The 25953-nt window shown below is 56.9% G+C and carries 26 protein-coding genes; 15 read left to right on the top strand and 11 right to left on the bottom strand.

What is annotated here, in order from left to right; translation table 11 throughout:
• Positions 1-418 precede the first annotated feature (418 nt).
• The 5 genes from NNL35_RS20550 to gyrA all read left to right on the top strand — a co-directional run bounded on the left by NNL35_RS20550 (position 419) and on the right by gyrA (position 7847).
• Positions 419-1234, top strand: a complete 816-nt coding sequence (locus NNL35_RS20550) for a GDSL-type esterase/lipase family protein (RefSeq protein ID WP_006675406.1) — start codon at positions 419-421, stop codon at positions 1232-1234.
• A 24-nt stretch (positions 1235-1258) separates the two neighbouring features.
• Positions 1259-2224, top strand: coding sequence for an ABC transporter ATP-binding protein (locus NNL35_RS20545; protein ID WP_254553683.1), 966 nt, complete (start codon positions 1259-1261; stop codon positions 2222-2224).
• Positions 2217-3206 (top strand): ABC transporter permease, encoded by a 990-nt coding sequence (locus NNL35_RS20540; protein ID WP_006675408.1) that lies wholly within the window; start codon positions 2217-2219, stop codon positions 3204-3206. Before NNL35_RS20545 ends, NNL35_RS20540 begins: the two co-directional genes overlap by 8 nt.
• Positions 3207-3392: 186 nt before the next feature.
• Positions 3393-5384: a DNA topoisomerase IV subunit B gene (gene parE / locus NNL35_RS20535; protein ID WP_006675409.1), complete on the top strand. Its 1992-nt coding sequence runs from the start codon at positions 3393-3395 to the stop codon at positions 5382-5384.
• Between the two features lie 15 nt (positions 5385-5399).
• Positions 5400-7847, top strand: a complete 2448-nt coding sequence (gene gyrA, locus NNL35_RS20530; protein ID WP_006675410.1) for a DNA gyrase subunit A — start codon at positions 5400-5402, stop codon at positions 7845-7847.
• Here the strand turns inward: gyrA and NNL35_RS20525 are convergent.
• Positions 7844-8014, bottom strand: coding sequence for a hypothetical protein (locus NNL35_RS20525; RefSeq protein ID WP_167539894.1), 171 nt, complete (start codon positions 8012-8014; stop codon positions 7844-7846). The two genes, gyrA and NNL35_RS20525, sit on opposite strands and share 4 nt — an antisense overlap.
• A 244-nt stretch (positions 8015-8258) precedes the next feature.
• Between NNL35_RS20525 and NNL35_RS20520 the strand changes: the two genes are divergently transcribed.
• Positions 8259-8717 (top strand): MarR family winged helix-turn-helix transcriptional regulator, encoded by a 459-nt coding sequence (locus NNL35_RS20520; protein WP_006675411.1) that lies wholly within the window; start codon positions 8259-8261, stop codon positions 8715-8717.
• A 35-nt stretch (positions 8718-8752) separates the two neighbouring features.
• On the opposite strand, the gene NNL35_RS20515 is transcribed toward NNL35_RS20520, so the two are convergent.
• The 7 genes from NNL35_RS20515 to NNL35_RS20485 all read right to left on the bottom strand — a co-directional run bounded on the left by NNL35_RS20515 (position 8753) and on the right by NNL35_RS20485 (position 13989).
• Positions 8753-10069: a CapA family protein gene (locus NNL35_RS20515; protein WP_006675412.1), complete on the bottom strand. Its 1317-nt coding sequence runs from the start codon at positions 10067-10069 to the stop codon at positions 8753-8755.
• 36 nt (positions 10070-10105) lie between these two features.
• A complete protein-coding gene (locus NNL35_RS20510; protein ID WP_050979364.1) occupies positions 10106-10831 on the bottom strand; it encodes an RluA family pseudouridine synthase in 726 nt (241 codons plus the stop codon).
• Positions 10801-11664 carry a class I SAM-dependent methyltransferase gene (locus NNL35_RS20505; protein WP_006675414.1) on the bottom strand — a complete coding sequence of 288 codons (864 nt, stop codon included), beginning with the start codon at positions 11662-11664 and terminating at the stop codon, positions 10801-10803. The genes NNL35_RS20510 and NNL35_RS20505 overlap by 31 nt, the downstream gene beginning before the upstream one ends.
• Before the next feature lie 134 nt (positions 11665-11798).
• On the bottom strand, positions 11799-12500 hold the full coding sequence (locus tag NNL35_RS20500) for a response regulator transcription factor (protein WP_006675415.1): 702 nt from the start codon (positions 12498-12500) through the stop codon (positions 11799-11801).
• A 238-nt stretch (positions 12501-12738) separates the two neighbouring features.
• Complete coding sequence (locus NNL35_RS20495) at positions 12739-12972, bottom strand: hypothetical protein (protein WP_006675416.1); 234 nt, start codon at positions 12970-12972, stop codon at positions 12739-12741.
• A gap of 288 nt (positions 12973-13260) precedes the next feature.
• On the bottom strand, positions 13261-13551 hold the full coding sequence (locus tag NNL35_RS20490) for a YxcD family protein (protein WP_006675418.1): 291 nt from the start codon (positions 13549-13551) through the stop codon (positions 13261-13263).
• Entirely contained in the window at positions 13552-13989 is a 438-nt protein-coding gene (locus tag NNL35_RS20485; protein WP_006675419.1) for a hypothetical protein, read from the bottom strand.
• Between the two features lie 201 nt (positions 13990-14190).
• Between NNL35_RS20485 and NNL35_RS20480 the strand changes: the two genes are divergently transcribed.
• Positions 14191-14736: a DUF309 domain-containing protein gene (locus NNL35_RS20480; RefSeq protein ID WP_006675420.1), complete on the top strand. Its 546-nt coding sequence runs from the start codon at positions 14191-14193 to the stop codon at positions 14734-14736.
• Between the two features lie 42 nt (positions 14737-14778).
• Here the strand turns inward: NNL35_RS20480 and NNL35_RS20475 are convergent, their stop codons facing one another.
• On the bottom strand, positions 14779-15321 hold the full coding sequence (locus tag NNL35_RS20475; protein WP_006675421.1) for a PadR family transcriptional regulator: 543 nt from the start codon (positions 15319-15321) through the stop codon (positions 14779-14781).
• 173 nt (positions 15322-15494) lie between these two features.
• Between NNL35_RS20475 and NNL35_RS20470 the strand changes: the two genes are divergently transcribed.
• Complete coding sequence (locus NNL35_RS20470) at positions 15495-16472, top strand: CobW family GTP-binding protein (protein WP_006675422.1); 978 nt, start codon at positions 15495-15497, stop codon at positions 16470-16472.
• Positions 16473-16530: 58 nt separating this feature from the next.
• On the opposite strand, the gene NNL35_RS20465 is transcribed toward NNL35_RS20470, so the two are convergent.
• Both NNL35_RS20465 and NNL35_RS20460 read right to left on the bottom strand, forming a co-directional pair.
• The gene (locus NNL35_RS20465; protein WP_040730124.1) at positions 16531-17163 is read right to left on the bottom strand and encodes a beta-class carbonic anhydrase; all 633 of its coding nucleotides are present in this window, start codon (positions 17161-17163) and stop codon (positions 16531-16533) included.
• Positions 17164-17165: 2 nt separating this feature from the next.
• Positions 17166-17537: an iron-sulfur cluster biosynthesis family protein gene (locus tag NNL35_RS20460; protein ID WP_006675424.1), complete on the bottom strand. Its 372-nt coding sequence runs from the start codon at positions 17535-17537 to the stop codon at positions 17166-17168.
• Positions 17538-17681: 144 nt separating this feature from the next.
• On the opposite strand from NNL35_RS20460, the gene NNL35_RS20455 reads away from it, so the two are divergent.
• The 7 genes from NNL35_RS20455 to NNL35_RS20425 all read left to right on the top strand — a co-directional run bounded on the left by NNL35_RS20455 (position 17682) and on the right by NNL35_RS20425 (position 25925).
• A complete protein-coding gene (locus NNL35_RS20455) occupies positions 17682-19199 on the top strand; it encodes a carboxypeptidase M32 (RefSeq protein WP_006675425.1) in 1518 nt (505 codons plus the stop codon).
• Between the two features lie 220 nt (positions 19200-19419).
• Complete coding sequence (locus NNL35_RS20450; protein WP_006675426.1) at positions 19420-20427, top strand: ABC transporter substrate-binding protein; 1008 nt, start codon at positions 19420-19422, stop codon at positions 20425-20427.
• 30 nt (positions 20428-20457) lie between these two features.
• The gene (locus NNL35_RS20445) at positions 20458-21255 is read left to right on the top strand and encodes an ABC transporter ATP-binding protein (protein WP_006675427.1); all 798 of its coding nucleotides are present in this window, start codon (positions 20458-20460) and stop codon (positions 21253-21255) included.
• Positions 21239-22078 carry an ABC transporter permease gene (locus NNL35_RS20440; protein WP_006675428.1) on the top strand — a complete coding sequence of 280 codons (840 nt, stop codon included), beginning with the start codon at positions 21239-21241 and terminating at the stop codon, positions 22076-22078. Before NNL35_RS20445 ends, NNL35_RS20440 begins: the two co-directional genes overlap by 17 nt.
• A gap of 144 nt (positions 22079-22222) precedes the next feature.
• Positions 22223-23209, top strand: a complete 987-nt coding sequence (locus NNL35_RS20435; RefSeq protein WP_006675429.1) for an aromatic acid exporter family protein — start codon at positions 22223-22225, stop codon at positions 23207-23209.
• A gap of 394 nt (positions 23210-23603) precedes the next feature.
• Positions 23604-24164: an outer spore coat protein CotE gene (locus NNL35_RS20430; protein WP_006675430.1), complete on the top strand. Its 561-nt coding sequence runs from the start codon at positions 23604-23606 to the stop codon at positions 24162-24164.
• Positions 24165-24215: 51 nt separating this feature from the next.
• Positions 24216-25925 carry a putative amidoligase domain-containing protein gene (locus NNL35_RS20425; protein ID WP_100226258.1) on the top strand — a complete coding sequence of 570 codons (1710 nt, stop codon included), beginning with the start codon at positions 24216-24218 and terminating at the stop codon, positions 25923-25925.
• The last annotated feature ends 28 nt before the right edge of the window (positions 25926-25953 follow it).

Below are 25953 nucleotides of genomic sequence, written 5' to 3'. Positions count from 1 at the left end.
CGTCAAAGAGACAGGACGCGACCTGATTAGAAGGGAGAGCGCGTCAAAGAGAACAGATCGTCCTGACCAGAAGGGAGAATGCCTCAAAGGATAGTCGTAGGAAGTCCTGACCGGTTGGGAGAATGCATCAAAGGACACCTGGAGAGGGGAGGATCCTGAGCGAAAGGGAGAATGGTGAAAAGAACAGCGGAAGACTAGCAGGCAGGCGGGAACGGAGAGCGGCGCATCAATCAAACTGCCCCGGAGAGGGGCTTTTTTCTGCAGATCGGAAGGGGGCTCGTTTGCAAATCGCTACGCGAACAGGTATTCTAATAAAATATAGCATGTATTGTCAGTCGCATGGCAGTATACGTAACAAGTCGGCCATTTTTAGAGGGAGTTCCGGATACCCGGGCAATGATGTTGGGGGAGGATAGATATGCAGCGCAGACCGATCTCGCAATTATGGAGCTGGATTGTTATATTCGGATGTTTGTCTACGGTTCTGCTGATCATCGGTTTTGGCTTTGGGGTAGCGGATATTTTGCGGCCGGCGTCCGTGCCGTTCACGGATAAGCCGGAGATGAAGCTGCCTCCTGTGGAGGAGACGAGCCGATCGAAGGAGCTGCTGATTGCGTCGCTGGGCGATTCGCTGACGAGAGGCACCGGTGATGGTACGGGAGAGGGTTACGTTCGCCGGACGGTGTCTTTGCTGAAGGAAGGTACGGATAAGCCGGTCACGCTTCTTAATAATATGGGGATCAACGGGTTGAGGGCAGAGCAGTTAGCCGAACGGGTTGAGCAGGAGAGCATCGGTTATGTGCTGAAGAAGGCGAATGTCATTCTGCTGACGATTGGCGGCAACGATCTGTTCCAGAGTGCCCAGAGCGAGCAGATGAGCCCATCCGCGATGGATGAGCGTGCGCTGCTGGCGAAGACGGAGAAGGGGACTGCCGATCTGAAGCGGATTTTGGAGGGCATTCGCCGTTGGAATCAGGATGCGCTTATCGTCTATGTCGGGCTCTACAATCCCTTCGCGGATCTGAAGGAAATGAGGCAGATCGGGAATATGGTCGTGCAGAAATGGAATGATGAGGCGTTCCGCTTCATCAACCAGGACGAGAACATGCTGCTCGTGCCGACGTCCGACTTGTTCCAGCACAATATCGGAAGTTATTTGTCTTCGGATCATTTTCACCCGAACGGGGAAGGCTATCAGGCGATCGCGGAGCGCATCGTCCAGAGTATCCGGTAAGGAGCGCGTGAGAGGAGGAAGCTTATGAGCATGGATTCATCCATCGTCCTGTCGGTGCAGCAGGTCGTGAAGCGGATCGGCCGCAAGTCAATCATTAACGATGTCACTCTCGAGGTGCGGGCGGGGGAAATATTCGGTTTCCTCGGCCCGAACGGGTCGGGCAAGACGACGACGATTCGCATGCTGGTCGATCTCATTAAGCCGACATCCGGGCGCATTCAAGTGTGCGGATTCGATGTGAACCGCGAGCCGGAGCGGGCCTTGCGCTATGTCGGATCCATTGTCGAGAACCCGGAGATGTATAACTTTTTGACCGGATGGGAAAATTTAGAACATTTCGCCCGCATGATGCCGGAGCTGGGACCCGAACGAATTCAGGAGGTCGTCGACATCGTTGGCCTGTCTAACCGGATCCATGATCGGGTCAAGACCTATTCTCTCGGCATGAGGCAGCGTCTCGGCATCGCGCAGGCGCTGCTTGGGCGGCCGAAGCTCCTTATTCTGGATGAGCCGACGAACGGGCTGGACCCGCTCGGCATCAAGGAGCTACGGGCCTTCATTCGCGAGCTGGCCGACAGCGGCATGGCCGTGTTCGTCTCCAGCCATCTGCTGAGCGAGATTCAGCTGATGTGCGATCGCGTCGCGATTATTAGCCGCGGGAAGGTGCTGGCTGTCGATGATGTCGAACGGCTGCTCACCGGAAGGAATCAATTCGTCATCTGGCAGGCGCAGCCGGCAGCCAAGGCGAGGGAGATACTGGAACGCAGCGGCGCGGTCCGGTTCTACAGCCGGGAAGAGGGCGTCATCGACGCCGCGGCGCTCGTCGGGCTGCCGGAGGACGCGATTTTGACGGAGACGGCTCCGGAACGGATTGCGGGGCTGAATCGAAGCTTGCTGGATGCGGGCATCGAGGTGGAAGGAATCCAACGCATCATGCCGACCCTGGAACAGCTATTTTTGGAGATAACGGAGGGGGAGCGCATTGAGTAGCCTGTTGCCTTTGATTCAGAACGAGACGATCAAAGTGTTGAGGAAAAACCGCTTTTATGTCATCCTGCTTATCCTCATCATTATTATTCCGGTCTTCACCTACGCGCAAATGAAAATCGCGGACAACAACCGCGAAAAATTCAAGCAAGACTGGCGTCTGGAGCTGCAGCAGCGGATTACGGACATCCAGAACTCGCTCGGCAGCGACCGGGTTCCGGAGGAATGGAAGAAGTATCGGCGCATCGTACTGCAGCAGCTTCAATATAATCTCGATCACGATATCAATCCGAGCGATCCGAACGGGGTTACCTTTACGCGCACCTTTTTGGATAATGCCGTTACGCTGTTCATTCCGCTGCTCGTCATGGCGATCGCGAGCGATATCGTGTCCTCGGAGCGTTCGACGGGCACGATCAAGATGCTGCTGACCCGGCCGATCCGGCGCTGGAAGGTGCTGCTCAGCAAATGGATTGTGCTCATGATGTTCACCGGAATCATCGTATTACTGACAGCGCTGCTGTCGTATCTTATCTCCGGGCTTGTCTTCGGTTACGGCGGCTGGACCTATCCGATCTTTACCGGCTTCTCCTTGACCGGAACGGATGTCAATTTCGAGGCAGTGCATACAGTGCCTTCCTGGCTCTACCTGCTGATGCAACTCGGGCTTGTCTGGTTCTCGAGCCTTGTCGTCGCCGCGCTCGGCTTCATGATATCGGTGCTGGTCCGCAGTACGGCAGCCAGCATCGTGACGCTGATGGCGACCTTGATCGCCGGGTCGATTCTATACAACATGGCCTCTTCCTGGCCGACAGCGAAATATTTATTTATGATCAACCTGAAGCTGACGGATTATTTGGCGGGAACGCCGGCTCCCGTGGAAGGGATGACGCTGCCGTTCTCCCTCGCCGTTTTAACGGTATGGGGGGCTGCCGGATTGATTGTCGCATTCCGTGTCTTTACGAAACAGGATATATTGAATTAGAATATACAAGTACTTGTTTTCCTTGTTCGTTAAAGATTTTCGGACAAACTTATCAAGAATGCGAAACATCTGTTTGCATCCGGACGATATACATGGTGGGAGTGTTCTCCTTTCCTACGGGTGCGACAGATTTTCTTTTGATTATGAACAGATACATTTGAATGAAGGATTGAAGGAGGAGCTGGAATGGTCGAGCAAATCGATTTGTTCAAACAGCTGCCGGGCAACGAGGGAGCATCGGAGAACCGGAACGGGGAATATGGAGCGGACGATATACAGGTCCTGGAAGGGCTTGTCGCAGTTCGCAAGCGGCCGGGCATGTACATAGGCAGTACGAGTTCCTCGGGTCTGCATCATCTGGTATGGGAGATCGTGGATAATGCCGTGGACGAGCATTTGGCCAAGTTTTGCTCCCAGATCGATGTAACGATTCATAAGGATCAGTCGGTGACGGTCCGTGACAACGGGCGCGGCATTCCGACAGGCATGCATAAGACAGGCGTTCCGACGCCGCAGGTCGTCTATACGGTGCTGCACGCGGGCGGCAAGTTCGGCGGCGCGGGCTATAAGAAATCAGGCGGCTTGCACGGGGTCGGCGCTTCGGTGACGAACGCGCTCTCGGAGTGGCTCGTGGTCGAGATTTACCGGGACGGGCATATTCACAGACAGCGCTTCGAATCGTGGACGGATGAGAACGGGACGGAGCATGTCGGGGAACCGGTGACCGGTCTCGAGATTATCGGGAATACGAACAAGACCGGCACGAAGGTGACCTTCAAGCCGGATGCGAAAGTGTTCCATGGCAACATTCATTTGAGCTATGACAATCTGGCGGAGCGGCTGCAGGAGATCGCCTTCCTCAATTCAGGCTTGAAGGTCATTCTGAAGGATGAACGGACCGGCAAGGAGGACACCTTCTGCTATGAAGGCGGGGCAAGCGAATTTGTCCGCTTTTTGAATGAAGGCAAGAGCGTGCTGAATGAAGTCGTTCATTTCGCGGCCGAGAAGGACGAGACGGAAGTGGAGGTCGCACTCCAGTACAATGATGGCTATACGGAGACGATCGCTTCGTTCGTCAACTCGATTCCGACACGCGGCGGCGGCACGCACGAGACGGGCTTCAAGACCGCTTACACGCGCGTGATGAATGAATATGCCCGCAAGAATAACCTGCTGAAGGAGAAGGACAAAAATCTCGACGGCAACGACCTGCGCGAAGGCATGATGGCCGTCATCAACGTGAAAATGTCCGATGTCGAGTTCGTCGGACAGACGAAGGATCAACTGGGCAGCGCGTCTGCGCGCAGCGCGGTCGATACGGTCGTGTCCGAGCATATGAGCATTTTCCTGGAGGAAAATCCGCAAGTCGCCCAAATGCTCGTCAAGAAGGCGCTCCAGGCTTCCAAGGCGCGCGAGGCGGCGCGCAAGGCGAGAGAAGAGGTGCGCAGCGGCAAGAAGCGAAGCGAGAGCTCGAACCTGAACGGGAAGCTGACGCCGGCCCAGTCGAAGGATTATACGCGCAATGAGCTCTTCATCGTCGAAGGGGACTCGGCGGGCGGATCGGCGAAGCAGGGAAGGGATTCGCGCTTCCAAGCGATATTGCCGCTGAAGGGCAAGCCGTTGAATCCGGAAAAAGCCAAGCTGGCGGACATCTTGAAGAACGACGAGTACCGCACGATCATTCACGCGATCGGAGCGGGCGTCGGCACGGAATTCGAGGCGGAAGAAAGCAACTACGCCAAGATCATCATCATGACCGATGCCGACACCGACGGCGCGCACATTCAGGTACTGCTGCTGACGTTCTTCTACCGCTATATGAAGCCGCTGATCGATCAAGGCAAAGTGTATATTGCGCAGCCTCCTTTATATAAAATTACGCATAAAAAAGGGAAGCATGTGTCGGTACGCTACGCTTGGTCCGATGAGCAGTTAAGCAACTATATGAAGCAGCTCGGATCGAGCGCCGAGATTCAGCGGTACAAAGGGCTCGGGGAAATGAATCCGGAGCAGCTCTGGGAGACGACCATGGATCCGGAGACCCGCACGCTGCTGCAGGTTCGCATCGAGGATGCAGCCAAGGCGGAGCGCAGAGTGTCGACGCTGATGGGCGACAAGGTGGAGCCACGCAAGCGCTGGATCGTGGAGAATGTGGATTTTGCGGAGTTCGAGGAATAGAAAGGTGAGAAACTGATGAGCGTATCGGAACAATTCAAACCAGCGTTTCTGGAAGATGTCGTCGGCGACCGGTTCGGCCGGTACTCCAAATATATAATCCAGGATCGTGCGATTCCCGATGTCAGGGACGGCCTCAAGCCGGTCCAGCGCCGCATTCTGTATGCGATGTATGAATCCGGCAATACGCCGGACAAGCCGTACCGGAAGTCGGCGAAGACTGTCGGGGACGTGATGGGGAACTACCATCCGCACGGGGATGCGTCGATTTATGACGGCATGGTGCGCATGGCCCAGCCTTGGAAGATGGGGCATGTGCTTGTAGACGGGCACGGCAACTGGGGCTCGCAGGATGACGATCCGGCAGCGGCGATGCGGTATACGGAAGCCCGGCTGTCTCCAATAGCGATGGAGCTGCTGAGAGATATTGAGAAGGATACGGTCCAGTTCCGTCCGAACTTCGACAATACGGATAAGGAGCCTACCGTACTGCCCGCGCGCTTTCCGAATTTGCTTGTGAACGGGGTCAGCGGGATTTCTTCCGGCTTCGCAACCGAGATTCCTACCCACAATTTGCGCGAGATCATCGATGCTTGCACCGCGTTGATCGACAAGCCGGCGATGGAGCTGGACGATCTGATGCAGATCGTGCACGGACCGGACTTCCCGACAGGCGGGATTATTATGGGGGAAGACGGTATTCGCGATGCTTATCGGACCGGCAAGGGCCGGATTTACATTCGGGCGAAGACGGAAATCGAAGACATCCGCGGCGGCAAGCAGCAGATCGTCATTACCGAGATTCCGTATCAAGTCGTCAAAGCGCGGCTCGTCACGTCGATGGAGAACATCCGGCTGGAAAAGAAGGTGGACGGCATTGCCGAGGTTCGGGACGAGAGCGGCCGCGACGGCCTGCGTATCGTCGTCGAGCTGAAGAAGGAAGCGGATGCGACCGGAATTCTGAATTATTTGCTGAAAAAGACGGATCTTCAAATCGTCTACAACTTCAATATGGTCGCGATTGTGAACAAGGCGCCGCAGCAGCTCGGCCTCAAGCCGATGCTGGAGCAGTACATCAGCCATCAGAAGGAAGTCGTTACGAACCGCACCCGTTACGATCTGAATAAATTGGAAGACCGGGCCCATGTGCTTGAAGGCTTGGTCAAAGCGCTGGATATTTTGGACGACGTCATCGCGACGATTAAGGGCTCCAAGAACCGCCAGGATGCGCAAGCCAATCTGATGGACAAGTACGGCTTCACAGAGCGGCAGGCTGATGCGATCCTGACCTTGCAATTATACCGTCTGACCAATCTGGAGCTGACGGCCCTGACGAAGGAGCTTGACGAAATCCAGAAAAAGATTACGGATTTCCGCGCGATTCTGGATAATGAGCGCAAGCTGTTCTCCGTTATCAAGAAGGAACTGAATGAGATCCGCAATAAATACGGCATCGACAGACGTTCGGTCATCCAGGGCGAGGTCGAGGAGATCAAGGTCAACCTGGAAGTGATCGTCAATGCCGAGGATGTCATCGTGACGCTCTCGAACGAAGGCTACATCAAGCGGACGAGCCTGCTCTCGTTCACCCGTTCGGGCGGGGAGTGGGAAGGCTCCGGCGTGAAGGAAGGCGACTATATCCGCCATGTGTTCGAGGTCAATACGCTGGATCGGCTGCTGCTGTTCACGCAGCGGGGGCAATATTTCTCCCTGCCGGTTCATCTGCTGCCCGAATTCAAATGGAAGGACAACGGCACCGCGATCGTGAATGTGATTCCGATCGGGAAGGAAGATCGCATCGTCAGCGTCATTCCTGTCAAATCGTTCGCCGATGAGCACTCCTCCTTGTTGTTCGTCACCCGGCGCGGCCAGGTGAAGCGAACCTTGCTCAAGGAGTATGAGACGAATCGTTCCGGAGCAATCGCGGCTTGCAAGGTAGCGAACTCCGACGAAGTCCTGACGGTACTGCCGAGCGACGGCTCGCATGATCTCATGCTCGTGACGAAGCTCGGGATGTCGATCCGCTTCGCTGAAGAAGAGGTCAGCTTGATGGGACGGGCAGCTGGCGGCGTGCGCGGCATCCAGCTGAAGGAAGACGATGATATCGCCGCGGCGCTTCAAGTCATGGGAGACGAAGGAGAAATTACGGTCATGTCGGATCTTGGATGGGGCAAGCGTTCCTTGCTGCTTGACTATCCGACCCAAGGACGCGGCGGCAAAGGGATCGCCACCTTCGAGTTCAAAGAGGGCAAGCGGGTGAAGCCGAATGGTTCCCGTCTGATCGGCGCCTTCTTCAGCAAGACCGCCTATCCGATTACGTTCATTACCGATGCGGGACATGCCCATACGCTGTTGACCGAACAGGCGCCATTGATGGACCGGAAGGCGCAAGGCCGCTCCCTCGTACCAATGGACAAAGGGGAGGAGATCGCAGCGGCGGTCGTGATCGGCCCGCGCGGCGATTAGTCAAACGGCTTGTGCGGAGGATGCAGATCATCATGCATTCGGATTATCCATTCTAACAGGACCCGCAGGGGCACCGGTTCATCGAGCCGGTCGACCCACTGCGGGTCTTGCTGCAGGAATCCGGCCTTCACGGCCTTGTAGATAAGCTCGTCATCGGTGAACTTCATCAGCATTCCTCCTCGCCATTCGGAATGGAATCAGGCGGGACATTCGCCCATGTTTTATCTTATGCGCACCGGGCCCGCAGCGTGCCGAATCCGGCCCGGAACCGCGTTAGCGGAGGGGCAGAATGGACGCGAGCGTGGCTGAAATGATGACCGCGCGTGGATCATGTGGTATAATTTACTTGTTTTTGGGAATCGATATTCGCGTAATTGATCTCGGCACGGAGAAAAGGGGGAAGCAGCGGACATGCATGCAACCGAATTTGCCAAGCTATGGTCGAAGTTGTCGAAGGATTACAAGGGGGTTATGGATGAAGCGCTGGCGCCTAGTCTGACGGAAAGCCAGCTCGTCGTGCTTGAGCTGGTGGCGGAGTACGGCAAGGTGAAGCCTTCCGACCTGCTGCCGCATCTGGCGACGACTCCTGCAGCAATAACGACATTGCTCGATCGGATGGAGAAGAATGCGCTCATCATGCGTGAACGCGACTCAGTCGATCGGCGAATCGTGTGGATTCAGGCTACCCCGTTCGGAGAACAGGAGATGCGGCGCGGCATCGAGATTCGGGAATCGTATTGGAATGATACGCTGCATCGCATCTCCACCCATAACCAGCAGCTGCTCATTCTGCTGCTGGGCAAGCTGGCGAACAAGCCGGCCGCCCCCGCACCCGATCCGGAGGCGGTAGCGGCCGGTACGAAGCAATGATCTTCCGTGATGCTGGAAGCGCCACGCCGTTCGCGCTAGCGAGCCGGCAGTGCCTGCAGAAGCACCGGCACCTCGGACATGGAGGAGACATGGCTGGCTGCCCGCTGCTTCATGTTGGACATCTGCTGCCGCTGCTGCTTGGTGAATCGTGTATCCGTCTTATCCTTCAAGACAGAGGATAGAGGAATGACGTTGTACTTGCGTTTTTCATGCGGCCCGTTAACGTACACCCATGTCGGCTCAGCCGAAACTTCCTTCAGCTCAATTATTCCTTCCGGCATATGCTTCTCAATCGTGACACCGAAGATGACACCGACATCTTTGCCGTCTCCTCGTTGATTCGATATAAAGTTGCCCAATGAATAAATAATAAGTCCATCCCGCGTCTGGCCGTGCTTATCCTTGACGGTCAAGCGCTCATAAGGCTGAAGCACATGCGGGTGCGAGCCAAGAATGATGTCTGCTCCGGCTTGGACGAGCTTGCGCGCCAGCCGGATCTGCTCTTTGTTCGGATTCGGCTCGTACTCGGTGCCGAAATGCAGGGCGATGACCACGACATCGGCTCCCGCCGAGCGGGTCTTCTGAATATCTTTGATCATGCGCTTTTCGTCAATGAGAGAGACGAGGTACGGCTTATCCTTGGGAAGCGGGATTCCGTTCGTCCCGTATGTATAAGCAAGAATCCCCATCGATATCCCGTTCTTCTCCATCAGTGTCGGCTGCTTGGATTCCCATAGGGAAGCCGAGATGCCCTTCGTGACGAGGCCGCGATCCTTGAGCACTTCTCTCGTTCGCAGCGCCCCGCGTTCCCACCGGTCCAATGTATGATTATTCGCGGCGGTGACGATGTTGAAGCCGGCGTCCTTCAGCGCGTCGGCCAACTCGGGTGGCGCATTGAACATCGGGTAGCCCGTATACACCTTCTCGCCCCCGAGCAAGGGAGTCTCGAGATTTGCCCAGCACCAGTCGGCTTCCTGCAGCATCGGCTTCACGTTCGTGAAGAACCCGCGAAAATCATACTTCCCTGTCTTCGGATTCAGATATGCCGGAAACTGCGGCGAATGCATCATAATATCGCCTACGGCCAGGAGCCTCCCGCTCAGCGTATACGGTTCGGCTTCAGCGGGGGGCTCTCCGGCTTGCACGGCGGCGCCAGTCTCATCTGTCGACGAAGGTACCGCTTCCTCAGCTGTGTTCGGGTCCGTCTCGTTCTCCTCTCCGGCCTCCAGCGCGGCCGCCTGCCCCTGATGCGCATGAGGATTGGGGGCGAGGGATCCGCAGGCGGTCAACAGCAGGATGACCAGCATTGCATAAATAAATCTCTTGCCAACTTTGAATCGAAACTTATTCATAATATGCCACTCCCTTCCCTTAAGACGGAGGCAGCATCATCCAAGGATGCTGTCCTTCCATATGGTCCAAGGGTATTCATGAGGCGGGGTGGAATAGAACTCCATCTCCGTCTTTGTAACCGGATGGGGAAAGGTCAACCGCCGCGACCATAGCGCAAGCTGCTGCCCCGGCCGATTCAACTCGGCCCCGTACTTTTGATCTCCGTACAGCGGGCAGCCCAACTGCTTCATCTGGACGCGGATCTGGTGCGGTCTCCCGGTGTGCAGCGCAATCCGGACAAGCGACATGCCTTCGGCGCTTCCGAGCACATCATAGTCGAGCACCGCTTCCTTGCCTCCCGCCGTGCCGGGCGGCACGACGCGGACGGTATTGGTCCGGGCATCCTTGAGGAGCGTATGCTTCAAAGTGCCGTGCCGGGAGGCGGGGACGCCATGCACGACGGCGATATACTCCTTGCCCAGCTCCCGCTTGCGGACCGTATCCGATAGCCGGGAGGCTGCCTTCGATGTCTTCGCGAACACCATCGCGCCGCCGACGGGGCGATCCAGCCGGTGAATGAGGCCAAGGTATACATTGCCAGGCTTGTTGTGGCGTATCTTCAAATCCTGCTTGATCGCCGTAAGCATGTCCATATCCCCGGTATCATCGGCCTGAGACAGGAGATTTGGCGGCTTCACAGCGACGATGACATGATTGTCTTCGTACAGGACGTCTATGTTCGGCACCGGATTCACGACTCCCAGCGTCCCAGGATGCCGCATGGAAGCACCAGTCCGGAGTGCGTGATTGGTAATCCGATCTCGCCGCTCGTAATCTTTCCTCCGTACCGCTTCTTCATTGTCATGCTCAGCATATTATTCAGTACGGACGGGGACAGCCCGGTCGTGTACGAGTTGATAAGCAGGAACAGCGGGTTGTCCGACATAATTTTCATGCAGGAGGCCAGGAACGGATACAAGCTCTGCTCCAGCTTCCACGTTTCACCGCCAGGCCCTCTCCCATATGATGGAGGGTCCATAATAATGGCGTCATACTTGTTGCCGCGGCGCTCCTCCCGCTGCACGAATTTGAACACATCATCCGTTATGAAGCGAACCGGACGGGAGGCGAGGCCGGACAACTGCACATTTTCTTTGGCCCACTGCACCATTCCTTTGGCGGCGTCCACATGGCATACTTCCGCACCCGCATAAGCGCATGCGACGGTCGCGCCGCCCGTATAGGCGAACAGATTCAGCACTTTGATCGGGCGGTTCGCCTGCGATATTTTCTCCATCATCCAGGCCCAGTTCACCGCTTGCTCCGGAAACAGCCCGGTATGCTTGAAGTTGGTCGGGCGGATATGGAATTTCAAGTCGCGGTACTGTATCGACCAGCGTTCCGGAATCGGCTTCTTCATGTCCCAGCTGCCGCCTCCCGAAGAGCTGCGGTGGTAGTGGCCGTGAACCTGATGCCAATGCTTCGACTCCCGTTCGATAGGCCATATTATTTGCGGATCCGGGCGGCGCAGGATCACATCGCCCCAGCGTTCCAATTTCTCGCCGTTCCCGGTATCGATGACCTCGTAATCTTGCCAATCATTTGCCATATACATATCGTGCACTACTTCCTTTCTGACTTCAGTCACTAAGCGTTATTGTACTATAACCGAACGGCGGGCGCCAGAAAATCCGCATGCAAACATGCCCGCATGGCATCATCGGCTTCATACGGGCACTTGCATCGGTATTATTCATATTGAAACTTGTAGCCTACGCCTCGAACGGTGACGATATATCGGGGGTGGGCGGGATCGCGCTCGATTTTTTTCCGGAGATTGCTAATGTGCACCATTAGCGTGCGCGTGTCGCCGAAGCTCTCGGAATTCCAGATATGCTGGTACAACTGTTCGAGCTTGAATACTTTGTTCGGGGATTTGGCGAGATAGGTCAATAAATCGAATTCCTTCGCAGACAGAGAGACCGTTCTGCCGCCGACCTTCACGTCGTGGCTGAGCAGATTAATCTCCAGTTCTCCATAATGCAATTGGTGGGCAGATGGTGAAGGCAGGATGGTGCAGGATTGCAACGTTCTGCGCAAGTGAGCCTTGACTCTGGCCACCAGTTGGCCGGGGCTGAACGGCTTCGTGATATAATCATCGCCGCCTACAGTCAGACCCATAATAATATCCATGTCCTCGCTTTTGCAGCTGATAAACAGGATCGGGACGGTGGATGTTTTGCGTATTTCCTTGCACACTTCGTAGCCATCCAGCGACTTCAGCAAAATATCGAGAATGATAAGATCCGGATTGGTCTCCTTGACCATGTGCAAGGCAGAATATCCGTTATCCGCCACGAAGACCTGATACCCTTCACGCCTCAAATATAACGAGATAAGCTCGGTGATTTCCCATTCGTCATCAACGATTAATATCCGTACGTCATTCATTACCGGTCATCCCCTCCGCTCTTCTTCCCATTATAGCGAATGTTGTCAGATGATGACAATCTATACATGCGTTTTCATAGGAATAAGTGGAAGCGTGCGGCCTCTAGCACGCGGCCCGAGAAGGATAGGGGCGTTCCGACATAAAACGGCGCCTGTCCGATATGAGGACAGACGCCGCGGTTCAGGTTCAGGCGAAGTTCCCTATTCGATTCAAGGCGGAGGACATGTCCAGTCCGGCTCAATACAGTGACAGCGCGAGCGAATCCATTTCCCGCTTGGAGTGCAGGATCGCCTCTGACCCGATGATCTCGATGCTGATCAAGGATTCGAGACAGGTCTTGATGGCTTTCTTGCCTGTACGCACCTTCGTGTTCAAAGCTTCCATTAACAATGTGAATGTATTTTTGTGCGATATATTTGTGCAAAACACGGGAATTTTACGCTCCTGAAAATCGATAAAGACAGTTTTCATCGTAACGGACCTCCTTCAACTTCTGATTATTTCCGTTATAGTCATTCTACGAAAGGAACATTAAATGAACATTAAAATCATAAGACAATGTTGTTACAAATCGAAAAAAAATGTTACCCAAGGCATGAAATGGAGGCAGAAAATGATGAAAAAAAACGGCGAAACGTGAAAACCGTATTCGTTTTCCTGTCTGCCGCTTACATGTATGAATGTGCGAACTACATCTATGAATGTGATGCCGGAGGCAGGGAAGGCGCAGATCTCGCACGCCCCCCCTGTCCGCAGCGATTATAAGCTGGTGTCGACTTGAGCCCAGATCTCATCATCCACTTCCAGGCGAATCTGGTGCCGGAAGGCACGCTGCCCGTATTCCTTGTGGACGTATTGCTCGATCGCTTCCAGCAGGTTCGTCTCGATCAAATATTGATGACGCCCGTTCACCCATACCTCGGCGGTGAATCCGTGTTCCTCATCCCAACAGAGCTCGACTTCAATATCCGTCGGTTGAACCTGTCTGCGCATCGCCAGGTGCAAGCACACGGCGTTCACGATCTCATCCATACTAATGCGAAGCTGCATTTAGTTCCACCGCCCGCTTTCCGGCCGCGGCGGCTTGCGGCGATCCTTGAATTTGCGGAAGATCATGACGACGAGCATGAACAGGGCGAAGAGTGCCATGAGATTCACCATCAATCCCAATATTTCTCCGAAAAAGCCCATGTTGCCGAACAATCCGCCGAACAGCATACCGGCCAGCCCGCCGATCATAAGGCCCTTCATGAAGCTGCCGCCGCTAAAAAATCCGCGGTTCCCCGTCGTGTTCGTGCCGGTTGTCTTGGTGTTGCCGGTCGAGTCCGAACGATTCACCTGATTGTTCGTCTCCGCTTTCTTCGGAGCGGGTTGATACTTCTTCACGCCCGAACGGAATGATCCCCCTCGCTTGGCATCCACCAGCGATGGCGTTGTCACCGCAAACACGAGCAGGAACGCCATCATAACGATAATCCATTTACGCATGAACTGCCTCCTCCAGTAGATTAGATGTATCCGATACTAATACGGGCCGTCCCGAAAGAGGTTTCAAAAAAATATTGAACTTGTTACAATGAAACTGTCTGTGCCGCAAATCATAAAAAGCAGGGTCCGTTGAGACGGATTTCTTACTATTTTTCATTCACGGGAATATACCGTATCCAGTTAGATGAGAGGGGGAGCCGAATGGATTATCCGACAGCGTACATCGACTATATGCTGGAATTCCACGGGACGAGGGATTGGTTCGAATGCCACGAGATTATGGAGGAGCAGTGGAAGGCGGAGTCGTCGGCTGAACGTAAACTCTGGTGGCTCACGCTCGTGCAGATCGCGGTCGGCTTGTACCATGAGCGCAGAGGCAATCTGGCCGGGGCCGGCAAAATGCTGCGCAGCGCGCTGGCGCATGCTCCAGAGATTGCATGGGCGCAGCTGGGGATCGATGGCAAGGAGCTTATCGCCCAATTATCGGAGCGGGTGGAGGCGTATCATCAAGGGATTGTGCCGGAGCGGACATATGCCGAGTGGAACTTCCCCATTGCCGATCCGGAGCTGGCGGCTCAATGCGAAGCCCGTTGTCAGGCCTTGGGTTGGCAGTGGTGCCGCACGGGAAGCGAGCAAGACGAGAGCATTCTCCATCGCCATAAGCTGAGAGACCGCGAACCAGTCATTGCGGCGCGCAGGGCAGCCCAGCGCCAGAAGGGGCGGAACCGGAAGCAGGGGCGTCCGTAGAATCCCGTTCCGCCGGGGGAGGCGCATGCAGGCTGCATCGGCTCAGGAGGTCGAGTCCTCTTCCTCCAGCATCCGGACGACCCAGCGGCACCATTCGATCTGTGCCGTAGCGAGCGAGATCGCGCGATGCAGCAGAATGTAGCTTCCGAATTTTTTGGAGCGGACATGGCGCTCTTCCTCGGGAATGCGCTGCAGCAGCTTTTCATGGTAAGCGATTTTCGTCTCCAGCTGCTTCTTGCGTGTCAAGAACAACGGAATGGAGAGTTCACGGTCGATCATCCAGATGCATTTGGCCTTCAGGCTGAGCTCATCGCGGGACAACTGCTCCGCCGGCGGCTCGCCCAACCAGTCCAACACCGCCTGCTTTCCCTGTTCCGTCAGCGAATAGACCTTCTTATCCGGCTTGTCCTTCTGTTCAATGCGCACATATTGCACGTAACCTTCCCGCTCCAGCTTGGCCAGCAGCGGGTAGATCTGACTGTGCTTCGCCTGCCAGAACGGCTGGATGCGGAGCATCAGATCATAGCCGGAGCAAGACTCGCTTGCAAGAAGTCCGAGTAGTCCGTAAGATAATGTATTAAGCACGGGGGACAACCTCCAATACAGGAATGGGTCTGCGTCCCGCCTCAAGGAGAACGGACAGACCTTTTCATATTCCATTATATGTAATTGATTACATATTTGCAAGCTTTATTCATCATCAACCCGCGATGCGGTTGCTGCGAGTTCAGGCAAGTGGAAATGGGGTAGAGTACGTAATGACGAACGCATTATCAGACAACGCGCAAAAAATTCCCGTCGTCATCCTGGCGGGCTTCCTCGGGAGCGGCAAGACGACGCTCCTTCAGCAATGGCTGCAATGGAGCCTCGAGGAGGGCATGAAGCCGGCTGTCGTCATGAACGAGGTGGGCGAGGTGAATCTTGACGGGCAGCTGCTGCCCGAGGATGTGGCGATGACCGAGCTGCTGAACGGATGCATCTGCTGCTCGATGCGGGGCGACTTCAGTCTCAAGCTGTACGAACTGGTTCAGTCCGAGCGTCCCGACATCATCTATGTGGAGTGCACCGGCATCGCCCAGCCGATGGAGCTGGTCGACTCGATTACGGAGATATCGCTGTATTCCGATGTTATATTGAATCATATCGTGACCTTGGCCGATGCTTCTCATCTGGCCGCGATGCTGGAAGAAGGGGAGAAGCCGAACCGCAAGCTGATGAATCTGCTGCAGGAGCAGGTCCGCGCAGCTCAGCTCATTCTGGTGAACAAGGCCGATCGGGTGAATGAAGCCCAGTTGGAAGCGGTGCAGCGCCAACTCCGCGCCTGGAATGCCCAGGCCGACATGCTCGTCACCGAGCGGGCCGCCATCGACCGTTCGCGATGGCTGGATGCGCTTCGGACGGGGGATGCCCCGACAGAGCAAGAGGCGAAGCCTGGCTGCGCGTCAGGGCATCACGCGCACGAGACGGTTACGGTATGGACGCGAGCCATTCCGCAAGCGGTCGATAGCGAGCGGTTCGAACGCTGGTTGCTTGGACAGCCCTCGAACGTATACCGGGCGAAGGGAATCGTCACCTTCACCGATACAACGAAGCGCTATATGTTCCAGTACGCGTACCGGGCGACCGAGTTCGTTCCCATTATGCCGCAGGGCGAGGTGGAGGATGTCATCGTCATGATCGGCGAACAGATGGATGTCGCCGAACTGGAGCGCTCCTTCCGCGATATATGCCAATAACCACGAAAGCTCCTGGAGCAGAACCGAATGTTCTGAGCCAGGAGCTTTCGCCGTTAGATCAACGGGTTGCCGAAGGGGTATGCGTCTCCTTGTCCGCCAAATCCGGATCGGATTGGACATCCTCCAGGTAACGGTAACCGTCCGCTATCCATTCGAGCGCGCCGGTATCCGGATGAATGACCATGCCGTGCACCGGGATATCGTTCGGCAGCAGCGGATGCTTGCGCAAAATGCGCACGCTGTTCAGCACGCCCTCGTGGACGTTGTCGAATCCGCGAAGCCAATGGTGCAGCTTGATGCCCGAATTGGTGAGCGTGTCCAGGACGACATCCTGAACGCCTCTTGCCTTCGCCTTCTCGATAATGCCTTCGGAATTCAGCCCGGTCATGCCGCATCCATAATGGCCGACGACGACGACTTCATTCGCTCCCAGCTCATAGATGGCGACGAGCACACTGCGCACGACGCTGCCGAACGGCTGTGAAATAATGGCGCCCGCGTTTTTGATGATTTTGGCATCGCCGTTGCGCAGATTCATCGCCCGGGGAAGCAGCTCGACCAGACGGGTATCCATGCAGGTGATAATGGCCATCTTTTTGTCCGGGAACTTGTTCGTCAAAAACTGCTCGTATTCCCGCTTGTCCACGAATTGCTGGTTGAATTCCAATATAGTTTCCATGTTGTTCTTCATCATTATTCCTCCTCTAAAAATGCCTCGGAAGCCGTGCGGCGATCCGAGCAGATGACATGCGTCGAATAGATCTGCTGCGGACTGCTGAGCACGAAGGATCCGGCAATCGCTCCGGAATCGAGCTTCATGCGCTCTTCATAAAATACAGTCTGATGGCGGTCGATCAGCATGGGCAGGCTTGCGTTATTCGGCAGTTCCTCATCGCAGGAGCCCCGTTCCCTCACCAGCCACAGAGCGGGAACCCCGTTCACCGCGCACCCGCATCCGTCCGTATCATAGATGAGCTTGATATAGCCTGCTTCGCCGGACGGCCCGTCCAGCTTCCGTCTCAACGCCTCCTCTGCTCCCGGCGTCACTTCGATGCTGACTGACATAGTACCCACTCCTTCTTCAGAGCTGCAGCGGGATTGCCGCTTTTGAAAGTTGATTATATCCCGAACACCACGTATCATCAAGAGGTGAGCGGAAAGGACAGCAGGAGCGCCCGTAGAATCAAGAAAAATGAGGTGAGTTCTCAAATGAGCACAAACGTACATCCGGTTTTGCAGCAATTTCACGATATGTTGACGAAAATGAAAAGTTATGAGGAAGCATTGGGCCTGATGCAGTGGGATCTGCGGACAGGCGCCCCGCGCAAAGGGGCGGAGCAGCGGGCCCACGCGATCGGCGCGTTGTCTGCGGATCTGTTCTCACTGTCCGTCTCTCCAGAGATGGGGAACTGTCTGGACGAATTGGAGCAGCCTGGCGTATTCGAGTCGCTGAGTCAGGCGGATCGCAAAATGGTGAAGGACGCCCGCAAAGAATACAACCGCAGCCGGCTGATCCCGCCGAAGCTTCATCAGGAGTATGTCGTGCTGACCTCTCATGCCGAGACGCTGTGGGAGGATGCGAAGAAAAATGGTGATTACGAGTCGTTCAAGCCGTACTTGCGGGACATCGTAGCGAAGACGCAGCAATTCATCGATTACTGGGGAGTGCAGGATACGCGCTATGATACGCTGCTGGACGCCTATGAGCCGGATATGACGGTAGCCAAGCTGGATTCGATATTCGGACAGCTCCGGGATCAGCTCGTTCCGCTCGTACAGTCGGTGCAGGCCTCGGGCAAGCAGCCGGCCGCGGATTTCCTCTTCCAGGAATTCCCGATAGAAGGGCAAAAGGCGATCAGCCATTATTTGCTGAAGGAGATCGGCTATGATTTCGATGCCGGCCGTCTCGACGAGAGCGTTCATCCGTTCGCGATCGGGCTGAACCCGGGCGATGTGCGGATTACGACGCATTACAAGACGCATGATATGGCCGATGCGATATTCAGCTCGCTCCACGAGGGCGGACATGCGCTGTACGAGCAAAATATTAACGTAAAATATGCAGGCACGCCGCTTGCATCCGGTACCTCGATGGGGATTCATGAATCCCAATCGCGCTTCTGGGAGAATCTGATTGGGCGGAGCCGCGCCTTCTGGTCGAGATACTACGGACAGGTGCAGCAGACCTTCCCGTCCCAGCTCGGACAGGTGACCAGCGAGATGGTGTACCGGGCGGTGAACCGGGTGGAGCCGTCGCTGATCCGGATTGAAGCGGACGAAGTCACTTATAACCTACATATCATTATCCGCTATGAAATGGAGAAAATGCTGTTCAACGAAGGCTTGTCCGTGGACGATCTTCCGGATGTATGGAACGATAAGTATGAATCTTATCTCGGCGTTCGGCCGAAGCATGCGGGAGAAGGCGTGCTTCAGGATGTCCATTGGTCGGGCGGCGGATTCGGCTACTTCCCGTCTTATTCGCTCGGCAATATGTATGCGGCTCAGTTCATGCATGCGCTGCGTCAGGGCATGCCGGATGTGGAAGACCGGATCGCCCGCGGCGAGCTGCTGGCGATTAAGGAGTGGCTGACGGAGCGCATTTATCAGCACGGCAAGCTGCTCACGCCTGCCGAGATCGTGATGCAGGTGACGGGGGAAGCGTTGAACCCGCAATATCTGGTCGATTACTTGTCGGCCAAAATGAAGGATGTCTATAGTCTGTAAACGGAAACGAAAACGTAACGAGTTCGCAAGAGGCCGCGTCATCCCGCAAGGGAATGATGCGGCCTCTTCGCGCTGTGCGAATAACCATTTTTTCGCCGCCTGCATACGATGCAATATCCGTGAACATGATCTCCGGCGGCCGGGCCGGCACGGCTGGAAGGATAGCGGGAGCAGGAGCGGAGCAACGGTTTTTATTTTCCCGCAGAGGAGGGTTCATTCGATGAAGCATAGACGGCTTGGCTTGACCGTGCTTGCCGTGCTGCTGCTGTGCTCGGCAGTGCTGGGGGCTTGCGGAGGCAAGAGCGGCAAAGTGAAAGTGAAGGTCGGGGAAGTGACCCGGTCGATCTTTTATGCGCCCGAATATGTCGCGATGGGCAAAGGATTTTTCGAGGAAGAGGGACTGGAGGTGGAGCTGCAGACGACGTTCGGCGGGGACAAGACGATGACGGCCCTGCTCTCCGGAGCGATTGATGTTGCGCTTGTCGGCTCGGAGACGTCGGTCTATGTCGCGCAGCAAGGAGCGGAAGATCCGGTGATCAACTTCGCGCAGCTGACGCAGACGGATGGCACGTTCCTGATGGCTCGCCATTCCGAAGGCACATTCGATTGGAATGATCTGAAGGGCAAGGTGTTCCTTGGACAGCGTAAAGGCGGCATGCCGCAAATGGCCGGGGAGTTCACGCTGAAAAAGCATGGCATCGATCCGCACGGCGATCTGGAGCTGATTCAAAATATTGATTTTGCCAACGTCGCCTCCGCCTTCGCTTCGGGGACGGGTGAGTACGTGCAGTTGTTCGAGCCGCAGGCGTCCATTTTCGAGAAAGAAGGCAAAGGGGTGGTCGTCGCCTCGTTCGGCGTGGAGAGCGGACTGCTGCCTTATACGGTCTTCATGACGAAGCAAAGCTATCTGACGAAGAACAGGGAAGCGGTTCAGAAGTTCACCAATGCGGTCTATAAGGCGCAGAAGTGGGTAGAGTCGGAATCGCCGGAAGCGATCGCCGATGTCATCATGCCGTTCTTCAAGGATACGGACCGGGAAATCGTCGTCAGCTCGGTGAAGCGGTATAAGGAACAGGGCTCCTTCGCGACCGATCCGGCGCTGGACGACAAGGAGTGGAGCAATCTGCTTGATGTGCTGGACTCGGCCGGCGAATTGAAGGAACGGATCGAGCATGGCCGGATCGTTAATAATGAATTTGCGGAGGAAGCCAAGCGGAAGGTGAAGTAAGCGGCGGACAGAGTAGAAGGAGGCGGACGCGTGATCCCAGCGGTAGAAATGTCTCAAGTCACCCACGTCTATGTGACGGAACGCGAAGCGAAGCTTGCGGTTGAGCGGTTGTCCGTCACGATTATGCCGGGGGAATTCGTCAGTCTGGTCGGGCCGAGCGGCTGCGGCAAGACGACGATCCTCTCCATTATTGCCGGGCTGCTGGAGCCGACGCACGGCACCGTCCGCGTCTATGGCGATGCGGTCACGGGACCTTCGCCGCGGGTCGGCTATATGCTGCAGAGCGACTATTTGTATCCGTGGCGCACGATTATCGAAAACGCGAGCCTCGGGCTGGAGCTGACGAAGCAGTGGAACCGGGAATCCGAGGAGCGGGTGCGGGAGCTGCTGAACGGGATGGGCTTGGGCGGCACGGAAGCATCGTATCCGCATCAGTTGTCCGGCGGCATGCGGCAGCGGGTCGCGCTCGTGCGGACGCTGGCGACCTCGCCTGAGCTGCTCCTGCTGGATGAACCGTTCTCCGCGCTCGATTATCAGACGAAGCTGCAGCTGGAGGATCTGGTCGTCGATACATTGAAGGCCCGGCGGAAGACTGCCGTGCTGGTGACGCACGATCTGTCGGAGGCCATCGCGGTCAGCGACCGGGTGATCGTGCTCGATCGCGATCCCGGCACCGTGCGCAAAGCCTTCGCCATCCCGGATGTGATACGGGAAACGCAGCCCTTCTATGCCAGAGAGCAGCCCGGCTTCAACGAGATGTTCCACGAGCTGTGGAAAGAGCTGGAGGCATCGGACGGAAAGGAGGGCGAACATGCAGAGCGGAACTGACACGAACAGAGCGGCGGTGGAATCCCGCCAGTTGCTGGAACGGACATATTCGCGCTATCGGGCCGCCCGGCGGAAGAGGGCCTGGATCGTCTCGCTCACCCAAGCGGCCATTCTCATCGCTTGCGTCGGTCTGTGGGAGCTGGCCGGCCGTCTGAAATGGATCGACGTGCTGCTGTTCAGCTATCCAAGCAAAGTATGGCAGCAGATTGTGCAGGATTTCGCCGACGGATCTATCTGGCCGCATCTCGGGATGACGGTCGGGGAGACGGTTGCCGGATTTGTGTTGGGGACGTTGTTCGGCACGCTGCTGGCCGCCGTGATCTGGTGGTCGGACTTCCTGGCGCGGGTGCTGGATCCTTACATGGTCGTCTTCAACAGCATGCCGAAGGTGGCGCTCGGGCCGCTCTTCATCGTCGGCTTCGGAGCCGGCTTCGCGGCGATCGTCGCCACGACATTATCGATCACCGTCATCATCACGACGATCGTCGTATACAACAGCTTCCGGGAGGTCGACCCGAATTATATTAAGGTCGTGCGGGTATTCGGTGGAGGCAAAAGCGTCATTTTCCGCAAAGTCGTCCTGCCGGCCTCCTTCCCGGCGATCGTATCGACGCTGAAGGTGAATGTCGGATTGGCTTGGGTCGGCGTTATCGTAGGGGAATTTCTCGTATCCAAGATCGGGCTCGGCTATTTGATTATTTACGGCTTCCAGGTGTTCAATTTCACGCTGGTGATGGCGTCCTTGGTCATTATCGCGGTGGTGGCGACATTGATGTACCAGGGAGTCGCTTATCTGGAACGGGCATGGTTGAACCGATCATAAGCCGCAGGGCGGCAGGTGGAGCGCGGAACGACGCTGCCGCCCTCTCCGGCGGGGAGTACGATTGCCGCGAAATGTTTGGTATGCAAGGGGATTGTGGATTATAATGAAAGTCTACCTAATCCCTTTACAGCAAGGAGCATTTCTATGATTTTCCGATTTGTCGGCATTCGTGTCATCAAGACGGCCATCGCCTCGATCTGCGCGATCGTTGCAGCTGGGTTGATTGGAAGCCCCAACCCGCTCGGCGCGGGCCTGTTGGCTATTTTGGGGGTCGATGTGACGCGGAAGCGGAGCATCCAGACCGTCTCGGCCCGCTTTTTCGCCTCGCTCGTCGGACTGCTTATGGCGTCGCTTCTGTTCGGACTGCTCGGCTTTCATCTGTGGGTGCTGGCTTTATACATATTGTTGGCTTTTCCAGCCATCGTACGGCTCAATTTCAAGGAAGGCATTGTGACGAGCTCGGTCGTCACCTTCCATATTTATGGCGCGGGCGCTGTGACACTGGCGGGGGTGTTCAATGAGGTCGTGCTGCTGCTCGTTGGCCTCGGTTCCGCGTCCCTGGTCAATCTGATCTACATGCCGAGCGAGGAAGACAAGCTCGTTCGGATCCGGAGCGATGTCGATGAGCGCTTCTCCCGCATTTTTCAGCAGATCGGCCGCTGTCTCCGCGACCCCTCTTACGCATGGGACGGGCGCGAGGTTATCGAGGCGAACGCCTTGGCGGATGACGGCATCCGGCTGGCCTCCCGGGCGCTCGAAAATTTGCTGCTCCGTTCAGACGACGTGCGAGAGGACGAACGGTGGCTTGTCTACTTCTATATGCGGAAGACGCAGCTCGACCATGTTCAAAACATGATGCAGCTTATCTCGCAAGTATATGAGCAGCTTCCGCAATGCCTGCTGGTGGCCAAGCTGTTCGATCAGCTCAGCCGCGACGTGAAGGAGCCGCATTATACGGGCAAGACCGAACAGCTGCTGCTGGAGCTGGAGGAGATGTTCCGGGCGATGGATCTGCCGGCGACGCGGCAGGAATTCGAAGTCCGCTCCGCGGTGCTGCAGCTGAATCGCGAACTGTACAGCTTCTTGAAGATCGCGAAAAAGGACAAGCAAAAAAAACAACTGGCCGCCTGAATCGGCCTGCCGGTGGCATGTGGACAGCCTCCTCCATCATAAAGATATACTATGTATGACGGTGCGGAACGGACTCTCTCTTTCTTGTTCGCTATGTTCGCAAAAAGGATGGAGTAGTGGAAGAAGTGTAGGCGCGGTAGAAATCGGCGGATCCAAGATATGCCGCATCGCTAGAATCTCCTTCGGCAATAAGGAGAAGCGCGGCGGCCGCGAGCCGCATCTCTCCGGCGCGACATCATGATTATGACCGCAGGCAGCGCCCGCGCCGCTCCGGAATAGAGGCCGGATTCCGAAGCATATATCTTTTTTCTCTATATTTAAATCTGTCTATTCAACATTCGCCCACGTCCTGCATACACTTTAATTGAATGATTGTATGGAGGAGGTCCACACGATGGCAAATTCAGATAAACACCACTGCCGTGAGATAATCACGAAAGCAGTTTGCGGCAAAGGTCGCAAGTTCTCCGTCGTAACACATACCGTCACTCCGCCTCATCATCCGACGAGTATATTGGGAGCCTGGATTATCAACCATCAATATGAATCGGTAAGAGCCGGAGATGGAATTGAGGTCATCGGTACGTATGACATCAACATCTGGTATTCGTACGACAACAATTCCCAGACGGATGTGGCCAAGGAGACGGTATCCTACGTCGAGCTCGTCGGATTGTCTTATGTCGATCCGAGGCACCGCCGAGCGACGGAAGAGGTATCGGCTGAGGCGATCCAGGAGCCGAATTGCGTCGAGGCCAGTATCTCCTCGTCCGGCACAGGGGTTACGATTCGCGTGGAGCGCGAATTCGCGGTAGAGATGGTAGCGGAGACGAAGGTATGTGTGCGCGTCTGCCCGAACGGTTGCAACGATTTCGAAGACAAGGACTTTGATTTCGGCATCCAGGACGATGAGTTCGACGATCTGGATCCGGATTTAACGGATGAGGAGTTGTGATTAGGTCCGCAGACCCTCACCGCCTGCGGAGATATCCCGGATACAATCCTGATGCCCTCATCCGTTGAACTTCATACTTATGTATATGCAGCAGCAGCATCATCGAAGAGGGCGGGAGCCCTCCTTTTTTTTGAAAAAATTGCCGGATTGCCGCAAACAGGCAATCGGGAGCGCCACGATGAACGGGGGGACGAGGCGATGCAACGTCTGGAATTGGGCGGCGGGGTCCGCCTGTACACCGATCATGCCGCCGGATACCGTCAATGGCGGCGTTATGCCGCATCGCAGCGTCCGGAGGCAGCCGAAGCGCCGCCGGGCGTCGTTGTCCTCTGGCTGCAGGCGCCTGATGCGGCCCGCCTGCCGGACGCAGGGGCGGGCATTGGCTCCGCCGGCGGCGGACGGATTGTGTTGAACCGCCACGCCGGGCCGTGGAGCGGGCCTGCGATGCGGGAGCGGCTGCGGCTGTGGGGACTGCCTGTGCTGGATCGAGCCGCCTGGGACGCGGAGCCGGGAAGCGAGCTGTCCGGCGCCGGCTTCGTGCGTACGCTCTGCTTCTGGGTGAGCCAGCTTGAAGCGGTCGCCGCGGCGCAATGCTTCCAGGCGCCGTCCGGCGGCTATTTCTATCGCCCGCTGGATGACTGGAAGCGGCCGCCCTACCTGCGGCTGGCCCGGCTCGCTGTGCGGGCGGTCTATGCGCTCGGCCTCGACACAGGGGCGGTCACGCTCCGCTGCTGCCCTGGCGCCGACGAGGCCGATGCGCCCGCCGGCGTCCTGGAGGAGCCGCGCCCCGGCGACGCCATCGAGCGGGTGGAGCCCGTTCCGGCGCCGCTCCCGGCATGGGTGCTGGAGAGCTACGCCGCTTCCTGGGCCAAGGCGGCCGCCGAACAGCAGTCCGCCCGCGCCCGGCGGGATCCGCTCCTGATGGGGCTCGATGCGGAGCTCGTGCTGCACGACGCGCGCCGGCGCAAGCTGATCGCGGCGAGCCGCTACCTGCCCCGGGGCGGCCGGGCGGGCTGCGACGCGGTGCGCATCGGGGGCCGAGTGCGCTTCCCGCTGATGGAGCTGCGGCCCGATCCGGCCCCGGACCCTGCGCAGCTTGTGCGCAATATCGCCGCCGCGATGGCGGAAGCCCGCCGCTGCCTCGAAGCGGCTGAGGACGGCGCCGCGCTGGAATGGCTTGCCGGCGGCCGGCCGCTGGGCCGCTTCCCGCTCGGCGGACATATCCATCTGAGCGGGCTGCCGCTCACGTCCGAGCTCGTGCGGGTGCTGGACACGTATGTCGCCCTGCCGGTAGCCGCGTTGGAGGACCCGTCCGGCGCGCCGCGGCGGCCCCGCTACGGGACGTTCGGCGACGTGCGCCTGCAGGAGCATGGCGGGGCCGGCGGCTTCGAATACCGGACGCTGCCCAGCTTCCTGTTCTCGCCCGAGCTCGCGCGGGAAGTGCTTGCTCTGATGAACGCGGCCGTCAGACACCGCCATCGCTTGAAACGGCGGGACAGTCTGCGCGATCCGGTCATCCGCGCCTATCACGACGGCCGGCTGACTGAGGAGCTGCGCCCGATTGCCCGGGCGGCGGTGCAGGGGCTGCTGGCCGCGCTGGAATATGAAGCCGTCTCCGCCGGAGATGGGACGGGAAGGGAGCGGGAGCAGGCCCTTATCCGTTCCTTCGCCCGGCGCATCGATTCGGGCTGGCGGTGGAATGAGCGAGCAGATATCCGCCAGGCATGGGCTCTCCGGAAGGAAAGCGCGGCTAAAACGTGAGTCGGCGCTCTTTTTTTGATATAATGAG

Origin of the sequence: Paenibacillus dendritiformis (assembly GCF_945605565.1) — a bacterium.
GTDB classification, from domain to species: domain Bacteria; phylum Bacillota; class Bacilli; order Paenibacillales; family Paenibacillaceae; genus Paenibacillus_B; species Paenibacillus_B dendritiformis_A.
The sequence above is the reverse complement of the archived record's forward strand: the minus strand, read 5'-3'. Positions and strand labels throughout refer to the sequence as shown.